22 protein-coding genes are annotated in these 22,821 nt (G+C 72.0%); 9 read left to right on the top strand and 13 right to left on the bottom strand.

The annotated features are described in order from the left end of the window. The first annotated feature begins 156 nt into the window (after positions 1-156). Both AB0J39_RS17695 and AB0J39_RS17690 read left to right on the top strand, forming a co-directional pair. Positions 157-438 carry a sigma-70 family RNA polymerase sigma factor gene (locus AB0J39_RS17695; protein ID WP_363465651.1) on the top strand — a complete coding sequence of 94 codons (282 nt, stop codon included), beginning with the start codon at positions 157-159 and terminating at the stop codon, positions 436-438. Beyond that, the gene (locus AB0J39_RS17690; protein WP_363465648.1) at positions 435-1,214 is read left to right on the top strand and encodes a hypothetical protein; all 780 of its coding nucleotides are present in this window, start codon (positions 435-437) and stop codon (positions 1,212-1,214) included. The genes AB0J39_RS17695 and AB0J39_RS17690 overlap by 4 nt, the downstream gene beginning before the upstream one ends. Here the strand turns inward: AB0J39_RS17690 and AB0J39_RS17685 are convergent. Further along, complete coding sequence (locus tag AB0J39_RS17685) at positions 1,174-2,484, bottom strand: hemolysin family protein (RefSeq protein ID WP_363465645.1); 1,311 nt, start codon at positions 2,482-2,484, stop codon at positions 1,174-1,176. The two genes, AB0J39_RS17690 and AB0J39_RS17685, sit on opposite strands and share 41 nt — an antisense overlap. A gap of 156 nt (positions 2,485-2,640) precedes the next feature. Between AB0J39_RS17685 and galE the strand changes: the two genes are divergently transcribed. Then, positions 2,641-3,594 carry a UDP-glucose 4-epimerase GalE gene (gene galE, locus AB0J39_RS17680; protein ID WP_363465643.1) on the top strand — a complete coding sequence of 318 codons (954 nt, stop codon included), beginning with the start codon at positions 2,641-2,643 and terminating at the stop codon, positions 3,592-3,594. 41 nt (positions 3,595-3,635) lie between these two features. Here galE and AB0J39_RS17675 read toward each other — a convergent pair whose 3' ends face one another. Together AB0J39_RS17675 and AB0J39_RS17670 are read right to left on the bottom strand one after the other, a co-directional pair. Beyond that, on the bottom strand, positions 3,636-4,511 hold the full coding sequence (locus tag AB0J39_RS17675; RefSeq protein ID WP_363465640.1) for a DUF11 domain-containing protein: 876 nt from the start codon (positions 4,509-4,511) through the stop codon (positions 3,636-3,638). A gap of 128 nt (positions 4,512-4,639) precedes the next feature. Next, positions 4,640-6,067 carry an MDR family MFS transporter gene (locus tag AB0J39_RS17670; protein WP_363465638.1) on the bottom strand — a complete coding sequence of 476 codons (1,428 nt, stop codon included), beginning with the start codon at positions 6,065-6,067 and terminating at the stop codon, positions 4,640-4,642. Between the two features lie 55 nt (positions 6,068-6,122). On the opposite strand from AB0J39_RS17670, the gene AB0J39_RS17665 reads away from it, so the two are divergent. Continuing rightward, positions 6,123-6,659 carry a PadR family transcriptional regulator gene (locus AB0J39_RS17665; RefSeq protein WP_363465635.1) on the top strand — a complete coding sequence of 179 codons (537 nt, stop codon included), beginning with the start codon at positions 6,123-6,125 and terminating at the stop codon, positions 6,657-6,659. Positions 6,660-6,683: 24 nt separating this feature from the next. Here AB0J39_RS17665 and AB0J39_RS17660 read toward each other — a convergent pair whose 3' ends face one another. From AB0J39_RS17660 to AB0J39_RS17645, 4 genes are all read right to left on the bottom strand, one after another. Continuing rightward, on the bottom strand, positions 6,684-8,795 hold the full coding sequence (locus tag AB0J39_RS17660; RefSeq protein ID WP_363465632.1) for a transporter substrate-binding domain-containing protein: 2,112 nt from the start codon (positions 8,793-8,795) through the stop codon (positions 6,684-6,686). Positions 8,796-8,985: 190 nt separating this feature from the next. After that, positions 8,986-10,203, bottom strand: a complete 1,218-nt coding sequence (locus tag AB0J39_RS17655) for an NADP-dependent isocitrate dehydrogenase (RefSeq protein WP_363465629.1) — start codon at positions 10,201-10,203, stop codon at positions 8,986-8,988. Positions 10,204-10,311: 108 nt separating this feature from the next. Further along, positions 10,312-10,596 (bottom strand): DUF3017 domain-containing protein, encoded by a 285-nt coding sequence (locus tag AB0J39_RS17650; protein WP_363465626.1) that lies wholly within the window; start codon positions 10,594-10,596, stop codon positions 10,312-10,314. 42 nt (positions 10,597-10,638) lie between these two features. After that, on the bottom strand, positions 10,639-11,760 hold the full coding sequence (locus AB0J39_RS17645; protein ID WP_363465624.1) for a citrate/2-methylcitrate synthase: 1,122 nt from the start codon (positions 11,758-11,760) through the stop codon (positions 10,639-10,641). Between the two features lie 181 nt (positions 11,761-11,941). Between AB0J39_RS17645 and AB0J39_RS17640 the strand changes: the two genes are divergently transcribed. Together AB0J39_RS17640 and AB0J39_RS17635 are read left to right on the top strand one after the other, a co-directional pair. Further along, positions 11,942-12,598: an FHA domain-containing protein gene (locus AB0J39_RS17640; protein ID WP_363465622.1), complete on the top strand. Its 657-nt coding sequence runs from the start codon at positions 11,942-11,944 to the stop codon at positions 12,596-12,598. A gap of 232 nt (positions 12,599-12,830) precedes the next feature. Next, the gene (locus AB0J39_RS17635) at positions 12,831-13,523 is read left to right on the top strand and encodes a hypothetical protein (protein WP_363465620.1); all 693 of its coding nucleotides are present in this window, start codon (positions 12,831-12,833) and stop codon (positions 13,521-13,523) included. A gap of 58 nt (positions 13,524-13,581) precedes the next feature. Here AB0J39_RS17635 and AB0J39_RS17630 read toward each other — a convergent pair whose 3' ends face one another. Further along, positions 13,582-15,414 carry a phosphatidylglycerol lysyltransferase domain-containing protein gene (locus AB0J39_RS17630; protein WP_363465617.1) on the bottom strand — a complete coding sequence of 611 codons (1,833 nt, stop codon included), beginning with the start codon at positions 15,412-15,414 and terminating at the stop codon, positions 13,582-13,584. Between the two features lie 221 nt (positions 15,415-15,635). On the opposite strand from AB0J39_RS17630, the gene AB0J39_RS17625 reads away from it, so the two are divergent. After that, complete coding sequence (locus AB0J39_RS17625; RefSeq protein ID WP_363465614.1) at positions 15,636-15,893, top strand: hypothetical protein; 258 nt, start codon at positions 15,636-15,638, stop codon at positions 15,891-15,893. Positions 15,894-15,966: 73 nt separating this feature from the next. Here the strand turns inward: AB0J39_RS17625 and AB0J39_RS17620 are convergent, their stop codons facing one another. The 4 genes from AB0J39_RS17620 to purN form a co-directional block, all read right to left on the bottom strand. Beyond that, complete coding sequence (locus AB0J39_RS17620) at positions 15,967-16,812, bottom strand: bifunctional methylenetetrahydrofolate dehydrogenase/methenyltetrahydrofolate cyclohydrolase (RefSeq protein WP_363465612.1); 846 nt, start codon at positions 16,810-16,812, stop codon at positions 15,967-15,969. Between the two features lie 25 nt (positions 16,813-16,837). Next, positions 16,838-17,005, bottom strand: coding sequence for a hypothetical protein (locus AB0J39_RS17615; protein ID WP_363465610.1), 168 nt, complete (start codon positions 17,003-17,005; stop codon positions 16,838-16,840). Between the two features lie 129 nt (positions 17,006-17,134). After that, positions 17,135-18,676 (bottom strand): bifunctional phosphoribosylaminoimidazolecarboxamide formyltransferase/IMP cyclohydrolase, encoded by a 1,542-nt coding sequence (purH, locus tag AB0J39_RS17610; RefSeq protein ID WP_363465607.1) that lies wholly within the window; start codon positions 18,674-18,676, stop codon positions 17,135-17,137. Continuing rightward, positions 18,673-19,329, bottom strand: coding sequence for a phosphoribosylglycinamide formyltransferase (purN, locus tag AB0J39_RS17605; protein ID WP_363465691.1), 657 nt, complete (start codon positions 19,327-19,329; stop codon positions 18,673-18,675). The genes purH and purN overlap by 4 nt, the downstream gene beginning before the upstream one ends. Before the next feature lie 167 nt (positions 19,330-19,496). Between purN and AB0J39_RS17600 the strand changes: the two genes are divergently transcribed. Next, positions 19,497-19,901 (top strand): hypothetical protein, encoded by a 405-nt coding sequence (locus AB0J39_RS17600; protein WP_363465605.1) that lies wholly within the window; start codon positions 19,497-19,499, stop codon positions 19,899-19,901. 58 nt (positions 19,902-19,959) lie between these two features. Here AB0J39_RS17600 and AB0J39_RS17595 read toward each other — a convergent pair whose 3' ends face one another. Next, complete coding sequence (locus AB0J39_RS17595) at positions 19,960-21,438, bottom strand: PucR family transcriptional regulator ligand-binding domain-containing protein (RefSeq protein ID WP_363465603.1); 1,479 nt, start codon at positions 21,436-21,438, stop codon at positions 19,960-19,962. Between the two features lie 229 nt (positions 21,439-21,667). Here AB0J39_RS17595 and AB0J39_RS17590 point away from each other — a divergent pair, with 229 nt between their 5' ends. Further along, positions 21,668-22,765 (top strand): Zn-dependent alcohol dehydrogenase, encoded by a 1,098-nt coding sequence (locus AB0J39_RS17590; protein WP_363465601.1) that lies wholly within the window; start codon positions 21,668-21,670, stop codon positions 22,763-22,765. Positions 22,766-22,821 lie beyond the last annotated feature (56 nt).

The following is a 22,821-nucleotide window of genomic DNA, read 5'->3' as shown; positions in this document are numbered from 1 at the left end:
TCCCGTGAACCCGTTTCCCGACTCGTGTGAAAGACGGGCGACACTGCTTCCTTGGAAGGCCCACCCACATGCCGCTCAGTACGACCCTGTCTGACGCCGCCCTCATCGAACGGTCGTGGCGAGATCCCGAGGATTTCGCCGTGCTGTTCGACCGGCATGCGGGACACATCCACCGATGCGGACGACGCCGCGGATCACGCTCTCGATCGGGCGAGCGCGCGTGCCGTACGCCGGCCTCTCGCCCGGGCGCTCGCCTCGCTGAAGGTCCGCGACCGCGACGTGCTCCTACTCGTGGCCTGGGCCGATCTCACCTACGAGGAGGTCGCGGGCGCCCTGTCCATCCCGATCGGAACAGTCCGTTCCCGCCTCAATCGCGCGCGGGCCATCGTCCGCGACGCCCTCGGCAGCACCGACCCCACGACGGAGCAGACCTCATGAACGAGCTGACCGACCTGACCGAGCTCCGTGACCTGTTCGCCGACAAGCCGCACCCCACGGCGGACCGTCTCGCCCCCGCCCGTACCGCCCTGCTCGCCGAAGCCCGCGCGAAGCGACGGCCTCGGGCCCGCGCGGCCGGTCTGCGGCGTCTGATGCCGGCAGGCGGCCTGGTCGCGGCGATGGCCGCGGGAACGATCGCCGTCCAGACGCTCACCCCGTCCGCGCCCGCGAGCGCCGCCGAGGTCCTGAGGCTGGCGGCCGAGGCCGCGACCGCCGTCTTATGGCCGGAACCCCGGGACGACCAGTACCTCCACTACGAGCTGATCGCGTATACGCGCAGCGAGGACGGGGTGCCCGACGTCGGTCCGCGCCACATCACGGGCGAGGTCTGGGCATCCGTCGACGGCTCCCGCCCGGGACTCCTGTGGCACAAGCCGGCGAGGTCCGTCCCCAGGGGCGACGAGTACAAGGAACTCCTGACCCGGTGCCCCTTCCGGCACGGCCGAACCTACGCCGACCTGCGCGGGTGGCCGACCGACCGGGCGCTCAATCTTCGACAAGACCTCTTATGCCTTCCTCGGAGGCCAGGAACTCGCGCCGGGGCGAGGGCGCGAACTCTGGTCCGTGACCCGTCCGCGGATCACCGACGTACTCCCGGCCTGGTCCGCTTCGGTGAGGCGGAGAGGGTGCGCCTGAGCCCGCGCTCACCGGAGCGCCCCCGCCCACGCCCGCCGGTCAGCCGGCCGCCGCCGCGTCCTCGGGGGGATTGCGGGTGACGCGGACGCGGGAGACGCGGCGGCCGTCCATCTCGCTCACGGTCAGCCTGACGCCCGGCGCCTCGGCGACCTCGCCGCGCTGGGGCAGATGCCCGAGGGCGGCCATGACGTAACCGCCCAGGGTCTCGTACGGCCCGCTGGGCAGCCGCACGCCCGTCTGCGCGTGGAACTCGTCCAGGTTGACCAGCCCCTCGACCTCCACGTCCCCGGCGATCATCCGTACGGCGTCGCCGCTCTCGTCGTACTCGTCGCGGATGTCGCCCACGAGCTCCTCGACCAGGTCCTCCAGCGTCACGATGCCGTCGGTGCCGCCGTACTCGTCCACCACGATGGCGAGGTGGTGGCCCTCGTCGCGCATCTCCGCGAGCGTGGCGAGGACCCGTTTGCTCGCCGGCACGAGCTTGACCGGGCGGATCGGCACGACCTCGCTGATCGGCTCCAGCCGCCCGGTGCGGACCGGGTCGAGCAGGTCCCGTACGTGGACGAACCCGATGACGTCGTCGTAGGTGTCGCGGTAGACGGGGAACCGGGAGTGCGGCATGGCGGCGGCGAGCACGGCCGCCTCGGCGAGCGGGGTGTCCGCCGCCATGAACTCGACCTCCGTGCGGGGCAGCATGACCTCCCTGAGCTGCCGCTTGCCCGCCGCGAACACCTCGGCGATCACGTCGCGCTCGTCCTGGGTGAGGTCCGTGTGGCCCACCACCATGTCACGCAGTTCCTCGGTGGTCATGGCCGCCCTGTCGGCGGACGGGTTGCCGCCGAGCAGCCGCACGATGCCGTTGGTCGACTTGGACAGCAGCCAGATCACCGGCCTCGACAGCATCGCGATCCGGTCGAGCAGCGGGGCGGTCATGAGCGACAGGCTCTCCGCCCGCTGCCGGCCGAGCCGCTTGGGCGCCAGCTCGCCGAGCACCAGCGTCACGTACGAGATCGACAGCGTGACGGCCACGAACGCGACGGGCGCGGCCACGCTCTTGCGCAGGCCCCACGCCTCCAGGACCGGCGCGAACCGCGGGCCCAGCGCGTCGGCGCCGAGCGCGGCCGACAGCACGGTCGCCACGGTCACCCCGACCTGGATGGCGGACAGGAAGCGGTTGGGGTCGCGGGCGAGCTTCTGCACCCGCGCGCCGCGGCGTCCCTCGCGGCTCAGGCGTCGGATCTGGCTCTCCCGCAGCGAGACCATCGCCATCTCGGCCGCGGCGAAGAATCCGCCGATCAGGATGAATATCAGGACCAGGGCGATGGTCAACGCGACGTTGCTCAACGTCATCAGTCCGTTCGGGTGTCAGGCGTGCCAGGCCGGTCGTCGCAACCCCCCGACTTGCTGAGATTGCGGTACTGGTGGCATTTAACCCGCTCCTCATGGGAAGCGCGTAAGCTAGGCCCTGTACGTACATAATCCAACAAGCTCGAACAGGAGCAAACAGTGAAGCTGCTGGTTACTGGTGGAGCCGGGTACATCGGCAGCGTCGTGGCGGCGCAACTCCTGGAGGAGGGGCACGAGGTCACGGTGCTCGACGACCTGTCGACCGGGCACGCCGACGCGGTGCCGTCCGGGGCCTCGTTCGTGCAGGCGTCGATCACCGAGGCCGGCGGCGTGCTCACCGACGGGTACGACGCCGTGCTGCACTTCGCGGCGAAGTCGCTGGTGGGCGAGTCGGTCGAGAAGCCGGGGCTGTACTGGTCGCACAATCTCGGCGGCACGCTGGCGCTGCTCGACGCGATGCGGCAGACCGGAGTGAACCGGATCGTGTTCTCCTCCACCGCCGCCACCTACGGCGAGCCGGAGCGCACGCCCATCCTGGAGACCGACCCGACCCGGCCGGGCAACCCCTACGGCGCGTCCAAGCTCGCCGTGGACACCGCGCTCACCGCCTTCGCCGGACTGTACGGCCTGGGCGCGGTCAGCCTGCGTTACTTCAACGTCGCGGGAGCGTACGGCGAGTTCCGCGAGCGGCACACGGTCGAGACCCATCTGATCCCCAACATCCTCAAGGTGGCACTCGGCGAGCGCGAGTCGGTCGGCGTCTTCGGCACCGACTACCCCACGCCCGACGGCACCTGCGTCCGCGACTACGTCCACGTCGCCGATCTCGCCCGGGCGCACCTGCTCGCCCTGGACGCCTGCGCTCCCGGCGAGCACCGGATCTACAACCTCGGCAGCGGCACGGGCTTCTCGGTCAAGGAGGTCGTGGACGTCTGCCGCGAGGTGACCGGGCACCCCATCCCGACGACCGTCGCTCCGCGCCGTCCCGGCGACCCGGCCGTCCTGGTGGCGTCGTCGGAGAAGATCCAGCGGGAGCTGGGCTGGAAGCCGGTCCACACGACGCTGCGGGACATGGTCGCCGACGCCTGGACCGCCTCCGCGAAGCCCGCCTGACCCCCGATGCCCGCCCTGGTGGCTGCCTGGCCCGGCGGCCTTCAGGCGCGGCGCAGGGCCACCCGTACGCTTGCCTTGTTGTTGGCCGGGCGGCGGTCGCCGTAGCGGCGTGAATAGACGGTGGCCATCGTGGCCACGGCGTGCGAGGCCCGGGACGGCACCCGGAAGACCAGTTCGAGCAGCCCGCGCGATCCCGACCTGATCGGCGGCAGCGAGCACCCAACGAACTGGCGGTTCCCCCGGCAGCGCCCGCCCCTCGCGGACAGCAGCCGGGCCTCGCGCGGCTGGAAGAACACGTAGGCGTCCCGCACGACCCGCGGCCCCCGGTTGCGCACCTCCGCCCGCACGGAGAACCAGTGGCCCGGGCGGATGAACCGGGTCGAGGAGCGGAACCGCATCGCCAGGTCGGCCCCCTCGTCGACCCTGGTCACGGCCTCGGCCGTGTTGTCGGTCTCGTCCTGGTCGATCACCTCGGAGGTCAGGTCGGCCCGCGCCCGCAGCGGGCCGTGCGCGCCCGGCGCGATCACCCCCGTGATCGTCATGTCGCCCGAGCCACCGGGCAGGACGTCGTCGGACGAGCGGCAGACGACCCGGTTGCGCGCCCCGCCCGGCTCGCACTCGGCCACGCCGACGTTGACGACCTGGAAGTCCCTGGGCAGCCGCACCCGCAGGGTCGGCAGCACGGCGTCCCCCGGGCCCTTGTTGTGCACGGTGACGTGGTAGGTCAACGGCTGCCCCGGCTGCGCCACCTTCGGTGAGGCGGTGATGCCGACCTCGAGGTCGGCCGCGCCCCACGGATTCTGCGACGGCTCCTTCACCGGCACCGGCCGGGGCGCCTCCCCGGAGAAGGCGAGCGCCGGTTGCGGCACTCCGGCGACGAACACACAGACCAACCCCGTGACGACCCTACGACCCATGCCGCTCCCCCGAACGCTTGAGATCAATTCAACCGTGCCGGACGTGCCCCGCGCACCGTCCGACACGCCGCGCACAGCGCCGCTGAACTGGAGTCCCACGCCCGTCCCACGCCCGTCGCGCGCCCGTCTCAGGCGGCGACGAGGTCCTGCTGGGGTGCGGGCCGGTCGAGCCGCACCCCGCCCCGCGGCAGCAGCGCGAGCGCGAGGAGGGCGACGACCGCCCCCACGACCCCGAGCCAGGGGATGACGGTCGCGGTCGCGGCGGCGTGCGCCGCCGGCAGGCCGTGCGCCGGGGCCTCCCTCGTCACCACCGACGTGTACGCCGTGCCGGCGAGGGCCAGCGCGACCGAGCCGCCGATTTGCCGGAAGAACGTCAGGTTCGCACTGGCCGTGCCGATGTACCGGGGCGGCACGGCCGACTGGATCGCCACGGTGAGTCCGGACAGCATGGGCCCCATCCCGAGCCCGATCAGCGCCATCCACGCGACGAGCATCGGGGTCGAGGTGCCGACCGCGAGGTTCGCGCACAGCGCCGTGCCCGCGACCAGGAAGAACGGCGCGATCACCAGCCACGGCTTGTAGCGGCGCGTACGCGAGATCAGGGCGCCGGTGACCGCGCTGCCCACGACCATCGCCAGCATCAGCGGGTAGATGTGCAGCCCGGAGGAGGTGGCGCTCAGGCCGTGCGCCTCCTGGAAGTAGCGCGGCAGGAACACCACCCCGGCGTACATGCAGAACGCCGTGAAGAACGACGCGACGTTGACCAGCGAGTACGTGCCGTTCGCGAACAGATGGAGCGGCACGATCGGCTCGGCGGCCCGCCGCTCGACGAGGACGAACACCACGAGCAGCGCCAGCGACGCGCCGATCGGCCAGGCGACCGGCCCGCTCGTCCAGGTGTGGCCGTCGATCCCCTTCTCGGTCAGGCCGACGAGCAGCGTGCTGATCGCGGCGCTGAAGACGGCGATGCCCAGGTAGTCGGGCCGCGCCCCGCCGTGCCCCGGCCGGTACGGCAGCCGCCACACGATGATGGCCACCAGGACGGCGCCGATCGGGACGTTGACGTAGAAGGCCCAGCGCCAGCTCGCGTGGTCGGTGAACAGCCCGCCGAGGAACGGCCCGGCGATGTAGCTCAGCGCCATCACGCCGCCGAGCGCGCCCTGCACCCGCCCGCTGCGCTCCGGCGGGAACAGGTCGATCACCAGTGCCAGCGACAGCGGCAGCAGCGCGCCCGCGCCGAGCCCCTGGACGCCGCGGAAGGCGATGAGCTGCCCCATGCTCTGCGCCGCCCCGGACAGGATCGAGCCGAGCAGGAACAGGACCACCCCGATCAGCAGGAGCGGCTTGCGCCCGTACGCGTCGGACAGCCGGCCGTACAGCGGGACCGTGACGGTCGAGGTGAGGAGATAGGCGGTCACCACCCAGGTGTACAGGCCGGTGCCGCCCAGCTCGGCGGTGATCCTCGGCAGCGCGGTGCCGACGATCGTCTGGTCGAGCATCGCCAGGAACATGCCGCCGAGCACGGCGAACAGGAGGAGTCCGTTTCTGGATCGCATAGGTCGAAAGTGACATGTAAGAATAGACATGTCAACCCAGATATATAGTGAGGGCATGTCCCTGCGCATCGCTCTTCTCGGTCTTCTGACGGCATACGGCTCGGCGAGCGGCTACGACCTGACCAAGGCGTTCGAGAAGTCGGTGGCCCACGTCTGGCAGGCCGGGCACAGCCAGATCTATCCCGAGCTGGCGAAGATGACCGCGGACGGGCTGGTGACGGTCGAGGCGGAGGGCGCACGGGGGCGCAAGATCTACGCGATCACGCCGGAGGGCCGCGCGGAGCTGCGCTCCTGGCTGGTCGGGCACGACCCCACGGGTCCGGCGCGCAACGAGGTCGCGCTCCAGGCGTTCCTGCTCCCGCTGCTCGACCCCGGGGAGGCGCTGGCCGTCCTGGAGCGGCTGAAGGCGTACGTGGAGCACAAGCTGGCCGAACTGGAGGCCCTCTGGGCGATCAAGCACGCCTCGCCCGTCCCCGAGGGGGCGACCGGCGTCAGGTTCGGCAACCTCGCCCTGGACCTCGGCATCCGGCAGACCCGCACGACCCTCCAGTGGGCGAACGACGCCATCGCCGCGATCGGGCGCCGGGCCTGACCTCTCCCCCGCCGGGCGGGGAGCTCAGCGGCAGGCGAGCGGAGGCGGCGCGTCCCGCTCGGGGTCGAAGTCGACGTTGCCGAAGTGCTTGCGCAGCAGGGTACGCATCGTGCCGTCGTCGTACATGCGGTCGATCGCGTCGGCCACGGCCTTGCAGGTGCGCACGTCCTTCCTGGGCAGGCCGACGGCGTAGCGCTGGTCGGTCAGCCGCAGGCCGAGCACCGACAGCTTCAGGCTCGCCACCCGGTTGCCGAAGCCGGCGATGATCAGGTCGTCGCCGGGGACCGCGTCGACCTCGCCTCGCGTCAGCAGGTTCATGCACTCGGCGTAGTCGCCCACCGGCACCTGCTCGACGTCCGCCTTGTCCGCGACGAGCCGGGCGATGCTGCTGCCGTTGGGCGCGCACATCCGGCGTCCGGCCAGGTCCTCCAGCTTCTTGATGCGCGAGCCCGCGAGCACGAGCAGGTCGGCGTGGGCCGTGTAGTACGGCCCGGCGAAGGTGACGGCGTCGCCGCGGTTGTCGTCGTAGGAATAGGTCGCCACGACCATGTCCACGCTGCCGTCGGCCAGCGACCGCACCCGGTCGCCGACGCCCACCCTGCGGAAGGTGATCCCCTTCGCGGGGACATTGAGGCTTCTGGCGATGGACGTGGCGACGTCCACGTCGAACCCGCTGAACCCGGTCGACTGCTGCAGGGCGACCCCGGGGACGTCTCCCCGCACGCCGATCGTCAGCCGCCTGGTCTTCAGCGCCTTCTCGTACACCGAGGCGTACGTCGTGCTCGGGCGCGGGGAGCGCGACGCGACGGTGGCGTCGCCGGTGCCGCTGTCCGCGGGCCCCCCGCCGAACGCGAAGCCGGTCTTGGCGGCCAGAATGGCGCCCGCGGCGGCCACGACGGCGAGCGCGGCCGCGATCGCGCCGATGAGAGGGCCCTTCCGGCGGCGCCGCACCGGCCCGGCCCCGGCAGGCCCGGTCCCGGCAGGTTCGCCCCCGATCGGCCCGGCTCCGAGTGGCGTGGCACCCGCCATCGCGGGCCCGGCGAGCCTCGGGTCGGTGGGGCCGGGAGACGGGCGGAATGCCGGGGACGCCCCGGCCGGCACGTCGTTACCGATGGTGCCCGCCTGTCCCACCGTCCCGGTCCAGGCGCCGGTCCACGCGGCGTTCCCGGTCGGCACGTGGTTCCCGGTGCGTACGCCACCGGGCGGCAGCGGGCCCGCGCCGGTCGCCGTGACGCGGCCCGGACCCGTGCGCGCGAACCGCGTGGCGTCGGGGTCGGCCGCGTGGGCGGCCCCCTCCGACAGCACGACCGCCGACGCGTCGCCCGACGCCGCACGGCCCAGCAGGCTCAGCAGGATCTGGTCGGCCGTCGGCCGCTCGTCCGGCGACTTGCGCAGGCATGCCCGGACCACCCCGCCGAGCGGCTCGGGCAGCATGCGGGTGTCGATGTCGTGGTTGAGGATGCGGTTGAGCACGACCGCGATCGAGGTCCCGCCGAAGACGACGTCCCCGGTCGCGGCGTACGCGATCGTCGCGGCCCAGGAGAAGACGTCGGCCGGGGGCCCGACCTTGCCGCCGGAGATCTGCTCGGGCGCCATGTACGCCGGCGTGCCGATCGCCCGGCTGGTGATCGTGGCGGTCGAGTCGAGGATGCGGGCGATGCCGAAGTCCACCACCCGGGGGCCGTCCACGGCCAGCAGCACGTTGTCCGGTTTGAAGTCGCGGTGGACGATGCCCGCCTGGTGGATCGCGGTGAGCGCGGTGGCCGTGCCGACCGCCAGCCGCTCCAGGCCCGAGCCGGTCAGCGGCCCGTCCGCCTCGACGGTGTCGCGCAGCGACCGCCCGTCGATGAACTCGCTCGCGATGTACGGCGTGTCGCCCTCAAGGTCGGCCGCCAGCACCCGGGCGGTGCAGAAGCTCGCCACTCGCTGGGCGGCGCGCAGTTCCCGGGCGAAGCGGGACCTGGCGGTCGCGTCACCGGAGAACTTGACGTGCAGCAGCTTGACCGCCGCCCGTCCGCCGGCCTGGTCCTGGCCGTGGTAGACCACACCCTGCCCGCCCTCGCCCAGACGGCCGGACAGCACGAAGGGACCGAGCCTGGTCGGATCCCCCGGTTGTAGCGGCGCGATCTGCGGCATCCCCGTTCCCCACGATTCGGCAAAGTACCGGCCAGCAGAACTTTACGGCCCCGGCACGACGGTTCCGCGGCCTGATACCGCGCCGTGACGTCAGGAAGTCATGACAAAGCGGCGAGCGGTCCGTACCCGAAGGTAACGGGAAAGGGGCCGTCCGGAACGACTCCGGACGGCCCCCGCCGATGAAGGGGCGTTACTGCGCCATCTTCTTCTTGAGGTTCTCGTCGAGCGCCGCGAGGAAGTCCTGCGTGGTCAGCCACTCGGCGTCGCCGCCGACCAGGAGCGCGAGGTCCTTGGTCATCTGGCCGCCCTCGACGGTCTCGACGCAGACCTGCTCCAGCTTCTCGGCGAAGTCGATGACCTCGGGCTGGTTGTCGAGCTTGCCGCGGTGCTGCAGGCCGCGGGTCCACGCGAAGATCGAGGCGATCGGGTTGGTGGAGGTCGGCTTGCCCTGCTGGTGCTGGCGGTAGTGCCGGGTCACCGTGCCGTGCGCCGCCTCGGCCTCGACGGTGCGGCCGTCGGGGGTCATGAGCACGCTGGTCATGAGGCCGAGCGAGCCGAAGCCCTGCGCCACCGTGTCCGACTGGACGTCGCCGTCGTAGTTCTTGCAGGCCCACACGTATCCGCCCTCCCACTTCAGGGAGGCGGCCACCATGTCGTCGATCAGGCGGTGCTCGTAGGTGATCCCGGCGGCCTCGAAGTCGGCCTTGAACTCGCTCTCGTAGACCTCGGCGAAGATGTCCTTGAACCGGCCGTCGTACGCCTTGAGGATCGTGTTCTTGGTCGACAGGTAGACCGGGTAACCGCGGTTGAGGCCGTACCGCATCGAGGCGCGGGCGAAGTCGCGGATCGACTCGTCCAGGTTGTACATCGCCAGGGCGACGCCGGAGCCGGGGAAGTCGAAGACGTTGAGCTCGATCGGCTCGCTGCCGTCCTTCGGCGTGAACGTCAGCGTCAGCGTGCCCTCGCCGGGAATCTTCAGGTCGGTGGCGCGGTACTGGTCGCCGAAGGCGTGACGGCCGACGACGATCGGCTTGGTCCAGCCGGGCACGAGCCGCGGGATGTTCGACATGATGATCGGCTCGCGGAAGATGACACCGCCGAGGATGTTGCGGATGGTCCCGTTCGGGGACTTCCACATCTTCTTCAGGCCGAACTCCTCGACCCGGGCCTCGTCCGGCGTGATGGTCGCGCACTTCACGCCCACGCCGTACTGCTTGATGGCGTTGGCGGCGTCGATCGTGACCTGGTCGTCGGTGGCGTCGCGGTGCTCAATGCCGAGGTCGTAGTACTTCAGGTCGACGTCGAGGTAGGGAAGGATCAGCTGGTCCTTGATGAACTGCCAGATGATCCGGGTCATCTCGTCGCCGTCGAGCTCGACGACCGGGCCCGCTACCTTGATCTTGGGCATGCGTGGGGTTCCCCTTCTGAATTAACTGGCCAGCACGTCCTTTTTGAGGCTCACTGGCCGTTGAGGCTATCGGACGGGTGTGGGTAAGTCCGCGACGAGGTCGTGTCCCTACGAGTCGTGCAGCCGCAGCAGCATGAGCAGCGAGCCGATGACGAGCGCCGCGCCGAACGCCGCCAGTGTGAGCGCGTCCATCCGCCTGCCGCGCACCGCGAGCGCGCCCGCCCGGCGGTCGGAGACCGTCACCCGGATCAGGGATCCGAAGAGAAAGCCGAATCCCATGATCGCACCACCCGCGGGCGCCGGCACACCCAGGCCGATCGCCCCCAGCCCCGCGGCGGCACCCGCCGCCACCAGCAGCCACGGCCCCCAGGCCGTGCTCTCACTCGTTGTCACGTCTCTCCCATGCCTGCCACTGCGGTCCTCGGCGCCTCCCTGTCACCGCTCGTCGATGGGCGCCCACTTCCGGTCGCGCTCGCCGATGTACTCGCTGTCCGGCCGGATCAGCCGGTTGTCGGCGTGCTGCTCGATCACGTGGGCGGTCCACCCGGACATCCGGCTGACCGAGAACACGGGCGTGAACAGGTCCGTCGGGATGCCGAGATAGTGGTAGACGGTCGCCGCGTAGAAGTCCACGTTCGGGTACAGGTGCTTGTCCGCGAGGACGACCTCCTCCATCTCCCGGGACATCCGGAAGTAGGTGTCGTCGCCCGAGGCCTCGGCCAGCTCCTGCGACATCCGCCGCAGGTGCGTCGCCCGGGGGTCCTCGGTCTTGTAGACGCGGTGCCCGAATCCCATGATCTTCTCGCCCGCCGCCAGCTTGTCCCGCACGGCCTGGGCGACGCCGCGTGGGTCCAGCGCTTCCAGCGTACGCATGACCTGCTCGTTCGCGCCTCCGTGGAGGGGACCCTTGAGCGTGCCGATGGCGGCGACGATCGCCGAGTGCATGTCGGACAGCGTCGCGGCGCACACACGGGCGGCGAAGGTGGAGGCGTTCATCGTGTGGTCGGCGTGCAGCACCAGACAGGTGTCGAAGATCTCGACCTCGCGCCGTTCGGGGCGGCGGCCGGTGATCTGCAGCAGGAAGTTCGCGGCCGTGCTCAGCTCTGGATCGGGCTCCGGCATGTCCGCTCCCGTCCTGGCCGCGTGATAGCGGGCGACGAGGACGGGCTGCTGGGCCGTGAGCCTGGCGGCCTTGCGGCGGTTGGCGTCGGCGGCGTTGGAATCCTTGTCCGGGTCGTCGGCGCCGGCCAGGGAGACCAGCGTGCGCAGCGCCTCCATGGGCGCCTGTTTCGCCGCGATCTCGGAGATGTTGCCCTCGGCGAGCGCACCCAGGGCGCGGCCTGCGACCAGTTCCGCGCCGTAGCCGGCGAGCTGCTCGCGGGTCGGCAGAGTGCCGCGCTGGAGCAGGTGGGCCACCTCTTCGAACGTCGCGTGGCCGGCCAGGTCGTGGATGTCGTATCCCCGGTAGAAGAGACGACCGGCCTTGCCGTCGATGTCGCTGATCGCTGTGGATGCGGCGACGACATCGGCGAGGCCTTTGGTGGGCTTGTCCGCCATGGGTGTTTCCTCCGCTTATCTCCGTGCGAAGTCTACCCGTGAGCAGGTAAAGCACCTCTCAAAGGTCCAGACCAATTTCAGGAATGATTCTGCTCGCGGCAAAGGCGATTCCCCCTCGCCACGGGTGGGTAAGCCGCAGCTATAGGGAAAGTAACGGCGGGCTACCTGGGGAGGAACTGCCGTGGAGGGGCCGTTCATACGGATCGAGGACAGCGGCGAGGTGGTGCCGCTGCGCCCCGACGTCACCACGATCGGCCGCGGCCGGGGCGTGGACATCCGGCTGACGGATCCGAGCGTGTCACGGCTGCACGCCGAATTCGTCCGTCGCGGGCCCTACCTGTACGTCGTGGACCTGGGCCTGTCCCGCAACGGCACACGAGTGAACGGCAGGCCGATCGCCAGGAGGGTCCTGGACGACGGCGATGTCGTCTCCTTCGGGGCCGCCCGGGCCCGGGTCGGCGGGATCCCGCGGGAGGACCTCGCTCCCGAGGTCGAGCTGCGCCGCGCCGCCGCGCCGGAGCTCACCCGCCGGGAGGTCGACGTGCTCACGTCGTTGTGCCGCCCCGCGCTGTCCGACGAGGCGTTCGTCGCGCCCGCGACGGCCCGGGAGATCGCCGACGACCTCGTGGTGACCGAGGCGGCGGTCAAGCAGCACCTGCTGCGGCTGTACCAGAAGTTCCGCATCCCGGAGGGCACCAACCGGCGCACCCGGCTCGCCAACGAGGTCGTCGCCCTCGGCCTGGTGCGGCCCACGCCGGTCGTCCCGCCGCAGCGGGCCGGCGGTCCGGCCGAGCCGGAACCGCAGCCGCGGACCCCCGCGGGCCGCCGGGCGTCCTGAAGCCGCACCCCACCGGCCGCCGGGAATCGGAGCCGTCCCACCCCCGGCGGCCGCTGGAGCGTTCCCACGGCCCGTGCCGACGTACGGCCACGGGACCCCGCATTTCCCGCCGCCCGAGTTCGGATGAAGCTCGGGCGGCATAACGTGCCGAACAAAGAGCGCGAAAGCCCCGTCGAACGGAACGACAACCGACCGGCAGGGGGGGCGCGCGATGCGCGGAATTCTGAAATCTTTGGCGGCGATTGCGGCGGTGGCCGTGGTCGGCACCGTGACGAGCACCGTGGCAGGCACCGTGGCAGGCCCTTTGGCGGGCACCTGGCAGGCGGCCGCGGCGGTGACCGGAACCGATGCGGGGCGAACGGTCGCCGCTCCGGCGGCGCCGGCGGCGGCCCCGGCGAAGCTGCCCAAGGGGTTCCTGCTGGACGAGGCCAAGGTGGACGGTCCGCGCAGGCCGTGGGAGCACCTGAAACTCACCGACAGCCTGACGAAGCCCCTCGAGGTGAACCCGTGCGGCCACAGGGCCGCCCACGACGGGCGCGGCGCGAGCCGCACGTTCACCTACCTGGCGGAGACCGTCTACCGGAGCGAGCAGGTCGTGCTCTACCCGTCGGAGCGGGCCGCGAAGGCGGCCATGCGGTCCGTACGCGCCGACCTGGCCCGGTGCGGCACGGGGGGCCGCGGCCACGACCGCTACTCGTACCGCTGGAAGAGCACCGGCGTCGGTGACGAGGCCCTCCGGGTCGGCGGCTTCTTCTTCGAGAGCCGGTCCCGCTCGGTCATCGTCCGCAGGGGCAGCGCGGTGGCGGTCTACGTCAGGACCGGCCTGGTGACCAAGAGCCTCCCGGTCTCCCAGTTCCGTCCGCTGGTCAAGGACGCCCGCACGATGGCCGCCAAGCTCTGCGACCTCCCCGGCGTCTGCGGGTAGGCCCGCCGGCCGTGCACCGGACGGGCGCCGGCTCTCCTCTCGCCCGCGGGGGGCGCGGTCAGGCCGTTCTACGGCTCTCCGGCGCGCCGTCCGGGCCGCTGTTCCCGCCGACGGCGGCGTCGGGGAGGAGCCGGGGCACGGAAGTCCGCCGGCGGCGGAGCAGGCCACCCGCCCACCGGAGGCCCGGCGGCGTGAGGAAGGCCTCCGCCCGGAGCGCGGCGACGCCGATGCGCGGCAGATCGCGGGCGGCCGGGTAGACCAGGAATCTCGGCTCCCACACCGGCCGGAACTTGGCGTTGAAGCGGTACAACGACTCGATCTGGAACCAGCGGGACAGGAAGACGAGGACGCCGCGCCAGGCGCGCAGCACCGGTCCCGCCCCCAGCCGCTCCCCCCGCGCCAGCGCGGAGCGGAACATCGCGAAGTTCAGCGACACCCTGGTCACGCCGAAGTCCGGCGCGGCCTGCAGGGCCCGCACGATCAGCAGCTCGTTGAGCCCGGGGTCCGCCTCGCGGTCGCGCCGCATGAGGTCGAGGGAGATGCCGTCGGCCCCCCAGGGCACGAAACGCAGGACGGCCCGGATGTCCCCACCCGGCGTCTGTTCCTCCTCCGGCGTGGCCGCCCGGTGGGCCGTGACCACCAGGCAGCCGGCGTCGGCGGGGTCGCCGAACCTGCCGAGCGCCATCGAGAAGCCCCGCTCGGTCTCGGTGCCGCGCCAGAGGTCGGCCACGTCGCCGATGTGCTCACGCTCCGCCTCGCTCAGGTCCCCGGCCCGCCGCACCCGGCAGGTGTAGCCGAGGCGCTCCACCCGCTTGACCATCTGACGTACGTTGCGCAGGGCCCGGCCTTCCAGGGTGAAGCCGGTGACGTCCACGACGGCCTCGTCCCCGATCTCCAGCGCGTCGAGGTCGCCCTCTCTCGTCCACGCCTCGCCGCCCGCTTCGCCGCACCCGACGACGGCCGGAACCCACGCGTGCCGCCTGGCCTCCTCAAGGAACCGCCTGATCGCGCCGGGCCAGGCCTCCGGGTCGCCGATCGGGTCGCCGCCGGCCAGCATCACCCCCGCGACGACGCGGTAGGCGACGGCGGCCTTGCCGCTGGGCGAGAAGATCACGCTCTTGTCCCGGCGGAGCGCGAAGTATCCGAGCGAGTCCTGCCGGCCGTACCGGTCGAGCAGGGCGCGCAGGCGCCGTTCGTCGTCCTCGCTGAGCGCCGCGACCGGCCGTTCCGGCCGCAGGGCCAGGTAGATCGTGGTGACGGCGGTGAGCGCGCCGAGCCCGGCGAGTGAGAAGTAGACGAGGTCGCCGGCGCGCTCGGACGTGAACACGACCGGCCCCTCGACGCCGACAAGACCGAGCACGACGTGCCGGATCTGGTCGCCGAAACCCGGGTGACCGGCGACCGTACGACGATGGGAGGCGAGGAGGATCCATCCGATCACGACGTCGACCGCGCCGAGCGTCAGCAGGTTCCACAGGGCCCGCCAGCGGGAGCGCGGGTCGGACAGGGCGTAGAACTCCCCCTTGCCGGCGACCAGCACCGCGAACAGGAGCAGCGACACCGATGCCGCGACAGGGTGCCGCCAGCGCAGCCCCTCGATCGCGGCGTCCACCGGCAGCAGCACCACGACCGCGCGCCAGGCCCGCGCCTTCCGCCGTCTGAGGGCGTGGGCGAGCATGATCAGCAGGATGCCGACCAGCAGCGACGCCGTCTCGGCGAGCGTCGTGACGGCGCCCGGCAGGACGCTCGCGATCTCGCCGATCCTGCTCGCGCGCAGGCTCGGCACCAGGCCCCTGACGATGTCCAGGACGCCGATCAGCAGCGCGGCCCAGGCCGCCAGTCCCGGGACCCGAGACCGCAGACCATGCGCGTTTCGCGTCCGATAGCTCACACACAGTGACGATATGTCATGATTTATCGGGTCAGCAGCCGGGATTCCGATTCTTGGATCGGGCTTGACGCGGACCGGCGGCATCCGCCCCTGCCCTCTCTGGCCGACGCCGGCGCGCCGAGGGGAGGACGTGCCGGCGCCGCGAAATCCGCCCGGCGGCGGACGCCGGATCAAAGGCAGCTTTGACGACGGCGCGGGGCGCCGTTCCTACTGTTCGATCCATGAATTTCACTGCGAACACGTTCCGCCGCGCGGCCGCGGGTGCCGCCCTCGTCCTGTCCGCTCTCGCCGTCCCCGCCACCGCCGCGCAGGCGGCGACACCGCCGGCGTCCACCACCACTTCCGCCGCCGCTTCCACCACCACGTCGGGCGTCTACGGCCCCTATTGGGACCTGCGCTACTGCGTGCCCCAGATGGAGGTGTATCCCCGCTCGTACTGCTTCCTGCGGAACGGCCGCTGGTACCTGTACATCCCGTGATCGGCGGACTCGGCCCGGCCGCCACCCCCGCGGCGAGGAGCCGCGGGAGGACCGGCCGGGCAGGTCCGGCGGATCAGCGCTGCTCGGCGGCCTCGACGACGTTGGCCAGCAGCATGGCCCGGGTCATCGGCCCCACCCCGCCGGGGTTGGGGGCGACGAAGCCGGCGACCTCGCGTACGTCGGGGGCGACGTCGCCGGTGAGCTTCCCGTCGACCCTGGAGACGCCCACGTCGAGCACGGCCGCGCCGGGCCTGACCATCTCGGCGGTCACGAGGTGGGGCACCCCGGCCGCCGCGACGACGATGTCCGCCCGGCGCACGTGGGACGCCAGGTCCTGGGTGCCGGTGTGGCAGAGCGTCACGGTGGCGTTCTCCGCCCGGCGGGTGAGGAGCAGGCCCAGCGGCCGGCCCACCGTGATGCCCCGGCCGACCACGACGACCTCGGCGCCCTTGAGCGGCACGCCGTACTCCTGGAGGAGGACCACGATGCCGCGCGGGGTGCACGGCAGCGGGGCGTCGACCATGTGCACGAGCCTGCCCAGGTTGACGGGGTGGAGGCCGTCGGCGTCCTTGGCCGGGTCCATGCGCTCGATGAGCGCCTGCGTGTCCAGGTGACGCGGCAGCGGCAGCTGGACGATGTAGCCCGTGCAGGCCGGGTCGGCGTTCAGCTCGTCGACCGCGGCCTCCACGTCCGCCTGGGTGGCGCTCTCCGGCAGGTCCTTGCGGATGGAGGTGATGCCGACCTCCGCGCAGTCGCGGTGCTTGCCCCCGACATAGATCTGGCTGCCCGGGTCGTCACCGACCAGGATCGTGCCCAGACCGGGGGTGATCCCCCGGGCCGCCAGGGCCTTCACCCGCTCCGCCAGCTCGTTCTTGATCTTGGCGGCGGTCGCCTTGCCGTCCAGAACCCGCGCGGTCATGGCACTTCCCGTCCTTCCAGGTGCGTTACCGTCCCCCCTCGCGGCGCTCGATGATCCGCCGGGTGAAGGGGATGAACTCCACGATTCGCCAGCCGAAGTAGGCGGCCAGGGCGGCGATGGGCAGCAGCGCGATGGGGCTGTTCCACACGCCGTTCATCGTCGCGAAGGAGCTCATGATCGTATCAAGGGGCATGGAGGGGCTCCGGGGAGAGGATGGGGTGAGAGCGATTCAGGCTAACCGCCCCGTAGGGGTGATCGTGCCGTTTTCGCCCCATCCATCCCAGCGGCCGCCCCTCCCTGGTGGTACGTCCGGACTTCCCGATCAGTGGAAGAAGTGCCGGGTCCCGGTGAAGTAGAGCGTGATGCCCGCCTCCTTGGCCGCCTCGATGACCGCGTCGTCGCGGATCGAGCCGCCCGGCTCGACGATCGCCTTCACCCCGGCCTCGGCCAGCACCTGCAGGCCGTCCGGGAACGGGAAGTAGGCGTCGGAGGCGCCGACCGAACCGGCCGCGCGCTCACCCGCGCGGGACACCGCCAGCCGGGCCGAGTCGACCCGGTTGACCTGGCCCATGCCGACGCCGACGGTCGCGCCGCCGGAGGCGAGCAGGATCGCGTTGGACTTCACCGAACGGCAGGCCCGCCAGGCGAAGGCCAGGTCGGCGAGCACCTCGGGCGAGGCCGCCTCGCCGGTCTTGAGCTCCCACGTGGAGGGGTCGTCGCCGGGCGCGTCCACCCGGTCGACCGTCTGCACGAGCAGGCCGCCGTCGATACGGCGGGACTCGGCGGCGTTCGACGGCCCCTGCGGGCAGGCGAGCAGGCGGATGTTCTTCTTCTCCCTGAGCACCTCGAGCGCGTCCGCCGCGAACGACGGCGCGACCACCACCTCGGTGAAGATCGGCGCGATCTGCTCGGCCAGCGCGCGGGTCACCTCGCGGTTCACCGCGATCACTCCGCCGTACGCGGAGACCGGGTCGCACTCGTGCGCCTTGCGGTGCGCCTCGGCCACGTCGGCGCCCACCCCGATGCCGCAGGGGTTGGCGTGCTTGATGATGGCCACGCACGGCTCGCCGAAGTCCCAGGCGGCCCGCCAGGCCGCGTCGGCGTCGACGTAGTTGTTGTAGGACATCTCCTTGCCGTGGAGCTGCTCGGCGTTGGCCAGGCCGTCCTCGCCGCCGGTGTAGAGGGCCGCTCCCTGGTGCGGGTTCTCGCCGTACCGCAGCGCGGCCTTGCGCTTCCACGCCGCGCCCATGAAGGACGGCCAGTCGCCCTCGGGGGCGTACACGTTCGCGAACCAGGACGCGACCGCGACGTCGTAGGCGGCGGTGTGGGCGTACGCCGTGGCGGCCAGCCTCCTGCGCTCGGTCAGCGTGAAGCCGCCCTCGGCGACCGCGGCCAGGACCTCGCCGTACGCCGCGGGGTCGACGACCACGCCCACCGTGCCGTGGTTCTTGGCGGCGGCGCGGATCATCGCGGGACCGCCGATGTCGATCTGCTCGACGCACTCGGCGTCGGAGGCGCCGGAGGCGACCGTGGCGGCGAAGGGATACAGGTTCACCACCGCGAGCTGGAACGCGTCGATCTCCAGCTCCTCCAGCTGCTTGACGTGGGAGGGGTTGGCGCCGTCGGCGAGCAGCCCGGCGTGGACCCTCGGGTGGAGGGTCTTGACCCGTCCGTCCAGGCACTCGGGGAATCCGGTGAGCGACTCCACCTTCGTGACCGGCACGCCGTAGGAGGCGATCGCGGCGGCGGTGCCGCCGGTCGACACGATCTCCACGCCCGCGGCCTCGAGCCCCCGCGCCAGGTCTTCGAGACCCGTCTTGTCGTAAACGGTGATCAGCGCACGGCGGATGGCGATGCGGGTCACTTCGTCGTCCTTCCTGGTGTCGGGCCGTGTCCGGCCTCTCCTGCGACTCGTCCCGGCCCGAGGCGGACGGTCCGCCCGGTCAGGGTCCAGCCCTCGCGGGCCATGCGGCCCACCGTCTCGACGAGAAGGCCGCGCTCGACGCCCTTGATGCGCTCGTGCAGCGACTCCTCGTCGTCCCCCTCCCGTACGGCCACCGCCTCCTGGGCGATCACCGGGCCGGTGTCCACGCCCGCGTCGACGAGGTGGACCGTGCAGCCGGTGACGCGGACGCCGTACGCGAGGGCGTCACGCACCGCGTGCGCGCCGGGGAAGGCGGGCAGCAGCGCCGGGTGGGTGTTGACGACCGGGAACGCGCCCAGCACGCGAGGACCGAGGATCTTCATGAACCCGGCGGAGACCACCAGGTCGGGCTTGTGCTCGGCGATGCGCTCGGCCAGACTCTCGTCCCACTTCTCCCGGTCGGGGTGGTCGTCCACCCTCTCGACGAATGTGGGGACGCCGGCACGCTCGGCCCGGATCAGGCCCTCGATGCCGGTACGGTCGGCCCCGACGGCCACGACGGTCGCGCCGAACGCGTCGTCTGTGGCCGCGTCCAGCAAGGCTTGCAAGTTGGTCCCCGAACCCGAGACGAGGACGACGAGCCGGAACGACAGGGCGGAACTCCTTCGTGAGCTGCCTTCGTTTTGCAGGTGATTGCCGGGAGATGGTTCCTTAGAGAGTGGTCGAGCGTGGAGGGCCGTCCCTCGACGCAGCTAAAGCGTATCGGGCGCCGGCCATCACGACTGACGACGGGCTATGCGGAACGCGAGGCGAGGAGACCGTGACTACACCCCTACAGACGCCGGCCAATGTGACCGGAGGGCGCAGGGCTCTCGTCCTCGCCCTCATGGCGCTGGTGTTCACCCTGATGCTTCCGGCCGCCGGGCTGGCGCTGTCGATTTTCGCGATCGTCATCGCGATCCACGACCTGCGTCTGCTGAACCGGGAACGACGCGGGATCGGGATGGCGACCGGGGCCGTCGTGCTCTCGTCACTCGCGCTCGTCCTGGGACTGGTGACGACGGGATTCCAGCTCTACTTCTCCGACGAGCTCAACGCCTACACCGAGTGCCGCAAGGGCGCGGGGACGGTGACCGCCCAGCAGGAGTGCTCCGACCAGCTCATGCGGGCGTTCGAGCGCAAGCTCGGGGTGGCCTGGCCCGCCGGCGTCCCCGCCCCCGCCTGACGCACCTGGTCCTGCCGGGCGGTCGCCGGCCCGAGCACGGCGCCGTAAGCCGCACTCTTTAGGACGGTGCGTCGCCGAGCTGGAGCGCCTGGAGTGCGAGCCAGGCGATGACGCGGTCCTCGGTCACGGAGACCGACAGCCCGGTCAGCTCCTCCACCCGTGCCATGCGCTGGCGCAGCGTGTGCCGGTGGATGCCGAGCTGCGAGGACGCCGCTTCCCAGCTGCTGTTCTCGCTCAGGAAGACCCGCAGCGAGCGGAGCAGGACCAGGGTGGACTCGTTGTCCAGCAGCGGCAGGAGCGGGGAGGTGAGCGCCCCGCGCGCGGCCGGGTCGAGGTGCTGAAGGATCAGCCGCTGGGTCGGCAGCCCGGCGAACTCGACCACGGGCCGGGCGTCCGCCACGGCCACCGCGAGCGCCTGCTCGGCCTGCCGTTTGCTGAGCAGGCCGGAGACCGGCGGCTGAGGAGTGCCGATGCCGCACCGCGCCGGGACGCCCTCCCGCTCGACCGCGTCGGACACCCGCGCGGTCCACCGCCCCAGCTCGTCCTCCGGCAGCAACACGGTGACCTGGGACGACTCCGAGCTGACCAGCGGAGGCAGATCCAGCTCCGCGCACCACTCCAGCACGTTGTCCTCCAACGGGACGGCACGCGACCGCGAGCGCAGCAGCGCGACGGCGACGTTCCCGGCGAGGAGATTCCAGCGGGCCGACACCCGCGCGACGAGCGCGGGATCGCCCGACATCAGCGCGTCCACCGCGTCGGCCCGGGCCAGACCCCATGTGTCGCCACCGCTCAAGGGGTTGAGGGCGAGGTCGAGCAGGAGCGCGGCATGCTGCGCCAGCTTCCGGGTCAGCGTGATCCGGTCCGGGCGGGGCGCGACCACGAGGTGGGCACGGGGCCGGACCGGGTCGCCCACGCCGTACACGGTCAGGGCGGGGTGCCGGATGCGGGAACGCTGACCGAGCGCCGCGGCCCGGGCGTCGTCGATGTGGACCCGTGCGGCGCCCACGGCCGCGTGGATCTTTCCGTGCCGGTCCAGCAGCACGGCCCAGCTCTCGATGCGCGCGGCGAGCGTCGCCACGACCCCCTGCGCCCCGGCGCTGCGCGCCACCATCGTCATGCTGGAGACGCCCTCGGCGATCAGCCGCGCCTCCGCGGCTCCGGTCCGCAGCAGGTCGGCGTTGACGTGATAGGTGATGTCCTGGAACGCCACGGCGCCGGGGATCTCCAGCACGGCCATGCCGTGCTCTGCGGCGCCTTCGACCAGCGCCGGGGGGACGGACGGGTGGCGCACCCCGATGCCGAAGCCGAGCGCGGCCACCCCCGCCTCGGCCAGCCTCGCCGCGTACGCCGCCGGGTCGCCGGCCCTGTCCAGCTCCAGGCCGAGGGTGAGGATCATCTCGCCGCCGCGCAGCCAGGGCGTCGGATCGGCCAGCTCGGATATGTGCGTCCAGCGGATGGGGCGATCCAGGCCCGTCGTCCCCGTCGGCACGCGCAGCCGGAACCGCTGCGCGATGTCGCCCGCCGTCTCCAGCACCCGGCATCTCCCCTCTCCGGAGCACGCGACATCCCGTCGCGGAACTGACGCAGTGTCACCGTGACATCGCCCCGCGATCGGCGCGAAGTATCGGATCGGCGCACTGATCGCAGGTGGATGGACATTTGGCCAGCTGCCGCGGCGACGCCCGCGTCCCTAGCCTGAACCCTGTTTCAGTAACACCGGGTGACGGCAGGGCTGTTCCCCGGGCCCCGAGGAAGGGAGCAGTATGCGCGCCGCGGTATTCGAATCCGCCGACCGGCCCGTCCGGGTCGAGCAGGTGGAGCTCGCCCCTCCGGGTCCGGGCGAGGTCCGCGTGAAGATCGCCGCGGCCGGGGTCTGCGGCTCGGACCTGCACGTACGCCGCGGCGAATGGGACGTCCCGCTCCCCCTGGTGATGGGGCACGAGGGCTCCGGCGTGGTGACCGAGCTCGGCCCGGGGGTGACCAGTCTCGCGGAGGGCGACCACGTCGTCCTGTCCTGGGTCGCCCCGTGCGGGCGATGCCGGTACTGCCGGTCCGGGCACGAGGCGCGCTGTCAGGTCGCGGCGACCGTGGTCGCGCCCGGAGGCGTCCTCCAGGACGGCACCAGCAGGCTGAGCCGGAACGGGGAGACCCTCTACCACTACCTCGGGGTGTCCTCCTTCGCGGAGGAGGCCGTGGTGCCGGCGTCCGGCGCCGTCAAGATCCGCGAGGACGCCCCGCTGGACACCGTGGCCCTGGTCGGCTGCGCGGTGGCCACCGGCGTCGGCGCGGTGACCAACACGGCCGCCGTCCTGCCCGGCAGCACGGTCGTCGTCATCGGCTGCGGCGGGGTCGGGCTCTCCGTCGTCCAGGGCGCCAAGCTGGCCGGGGCCGAGCGGATCGTCGCGATCGACACCCGTGCCGAGAAGACGGCGCTCGCGATGACGCTCGGGGCCACCGACCAGCTCTCCGGCGCCGGCGCGACCGGCCCCGAGGCGCTGCGCGACCTGCTGCCGGACGGCGTCGACTACGCCTTCGACGCCGTCGGCCACCAGGCCACGCTGGAGTCGGCGATCCAGATGCTCGGCCTGGGCGGCGCGGCGGTGGCCGTGGGCCTGCCGCCCAAGGGCACGCTCGCCCGGTTCGACCCGCTTGTCCTGGCCGAGGCCGACCAGCGGATCCTCGGGTCCAACTACGGAAGCGTCCGCCCCGCCATCGACATCCCGGCGCTGGTCGACCGCTACATGGACGGCCACCTGCAGCTCGATCAGCTCGTCAGCAGGCGCACGACGCTCGACGAGGCCGGCCACGCCCTGGACGCCCTGGCCAGTGGCGAGGCGCTGCGCACCCTGCTCGTCCCCTGATCCCCTCCCCCGTCACCCACCGCCCCTCCCCGTCACCCACCGCCCGCGCCCGGATC

Origin of the sequence: Microbispora sp. NPDC049633 (genome assembly GCF_040675265.1) — a bacterium.
GTDB lineage: Bacteria > Actinomycetota > Actinomycetes > Streptosporangiales > Streptosporangiaceae > Microbispora > Microbispora maris.
This window is presented reverse-complemented; position numbering and strand designations above follow the sequence as displayed.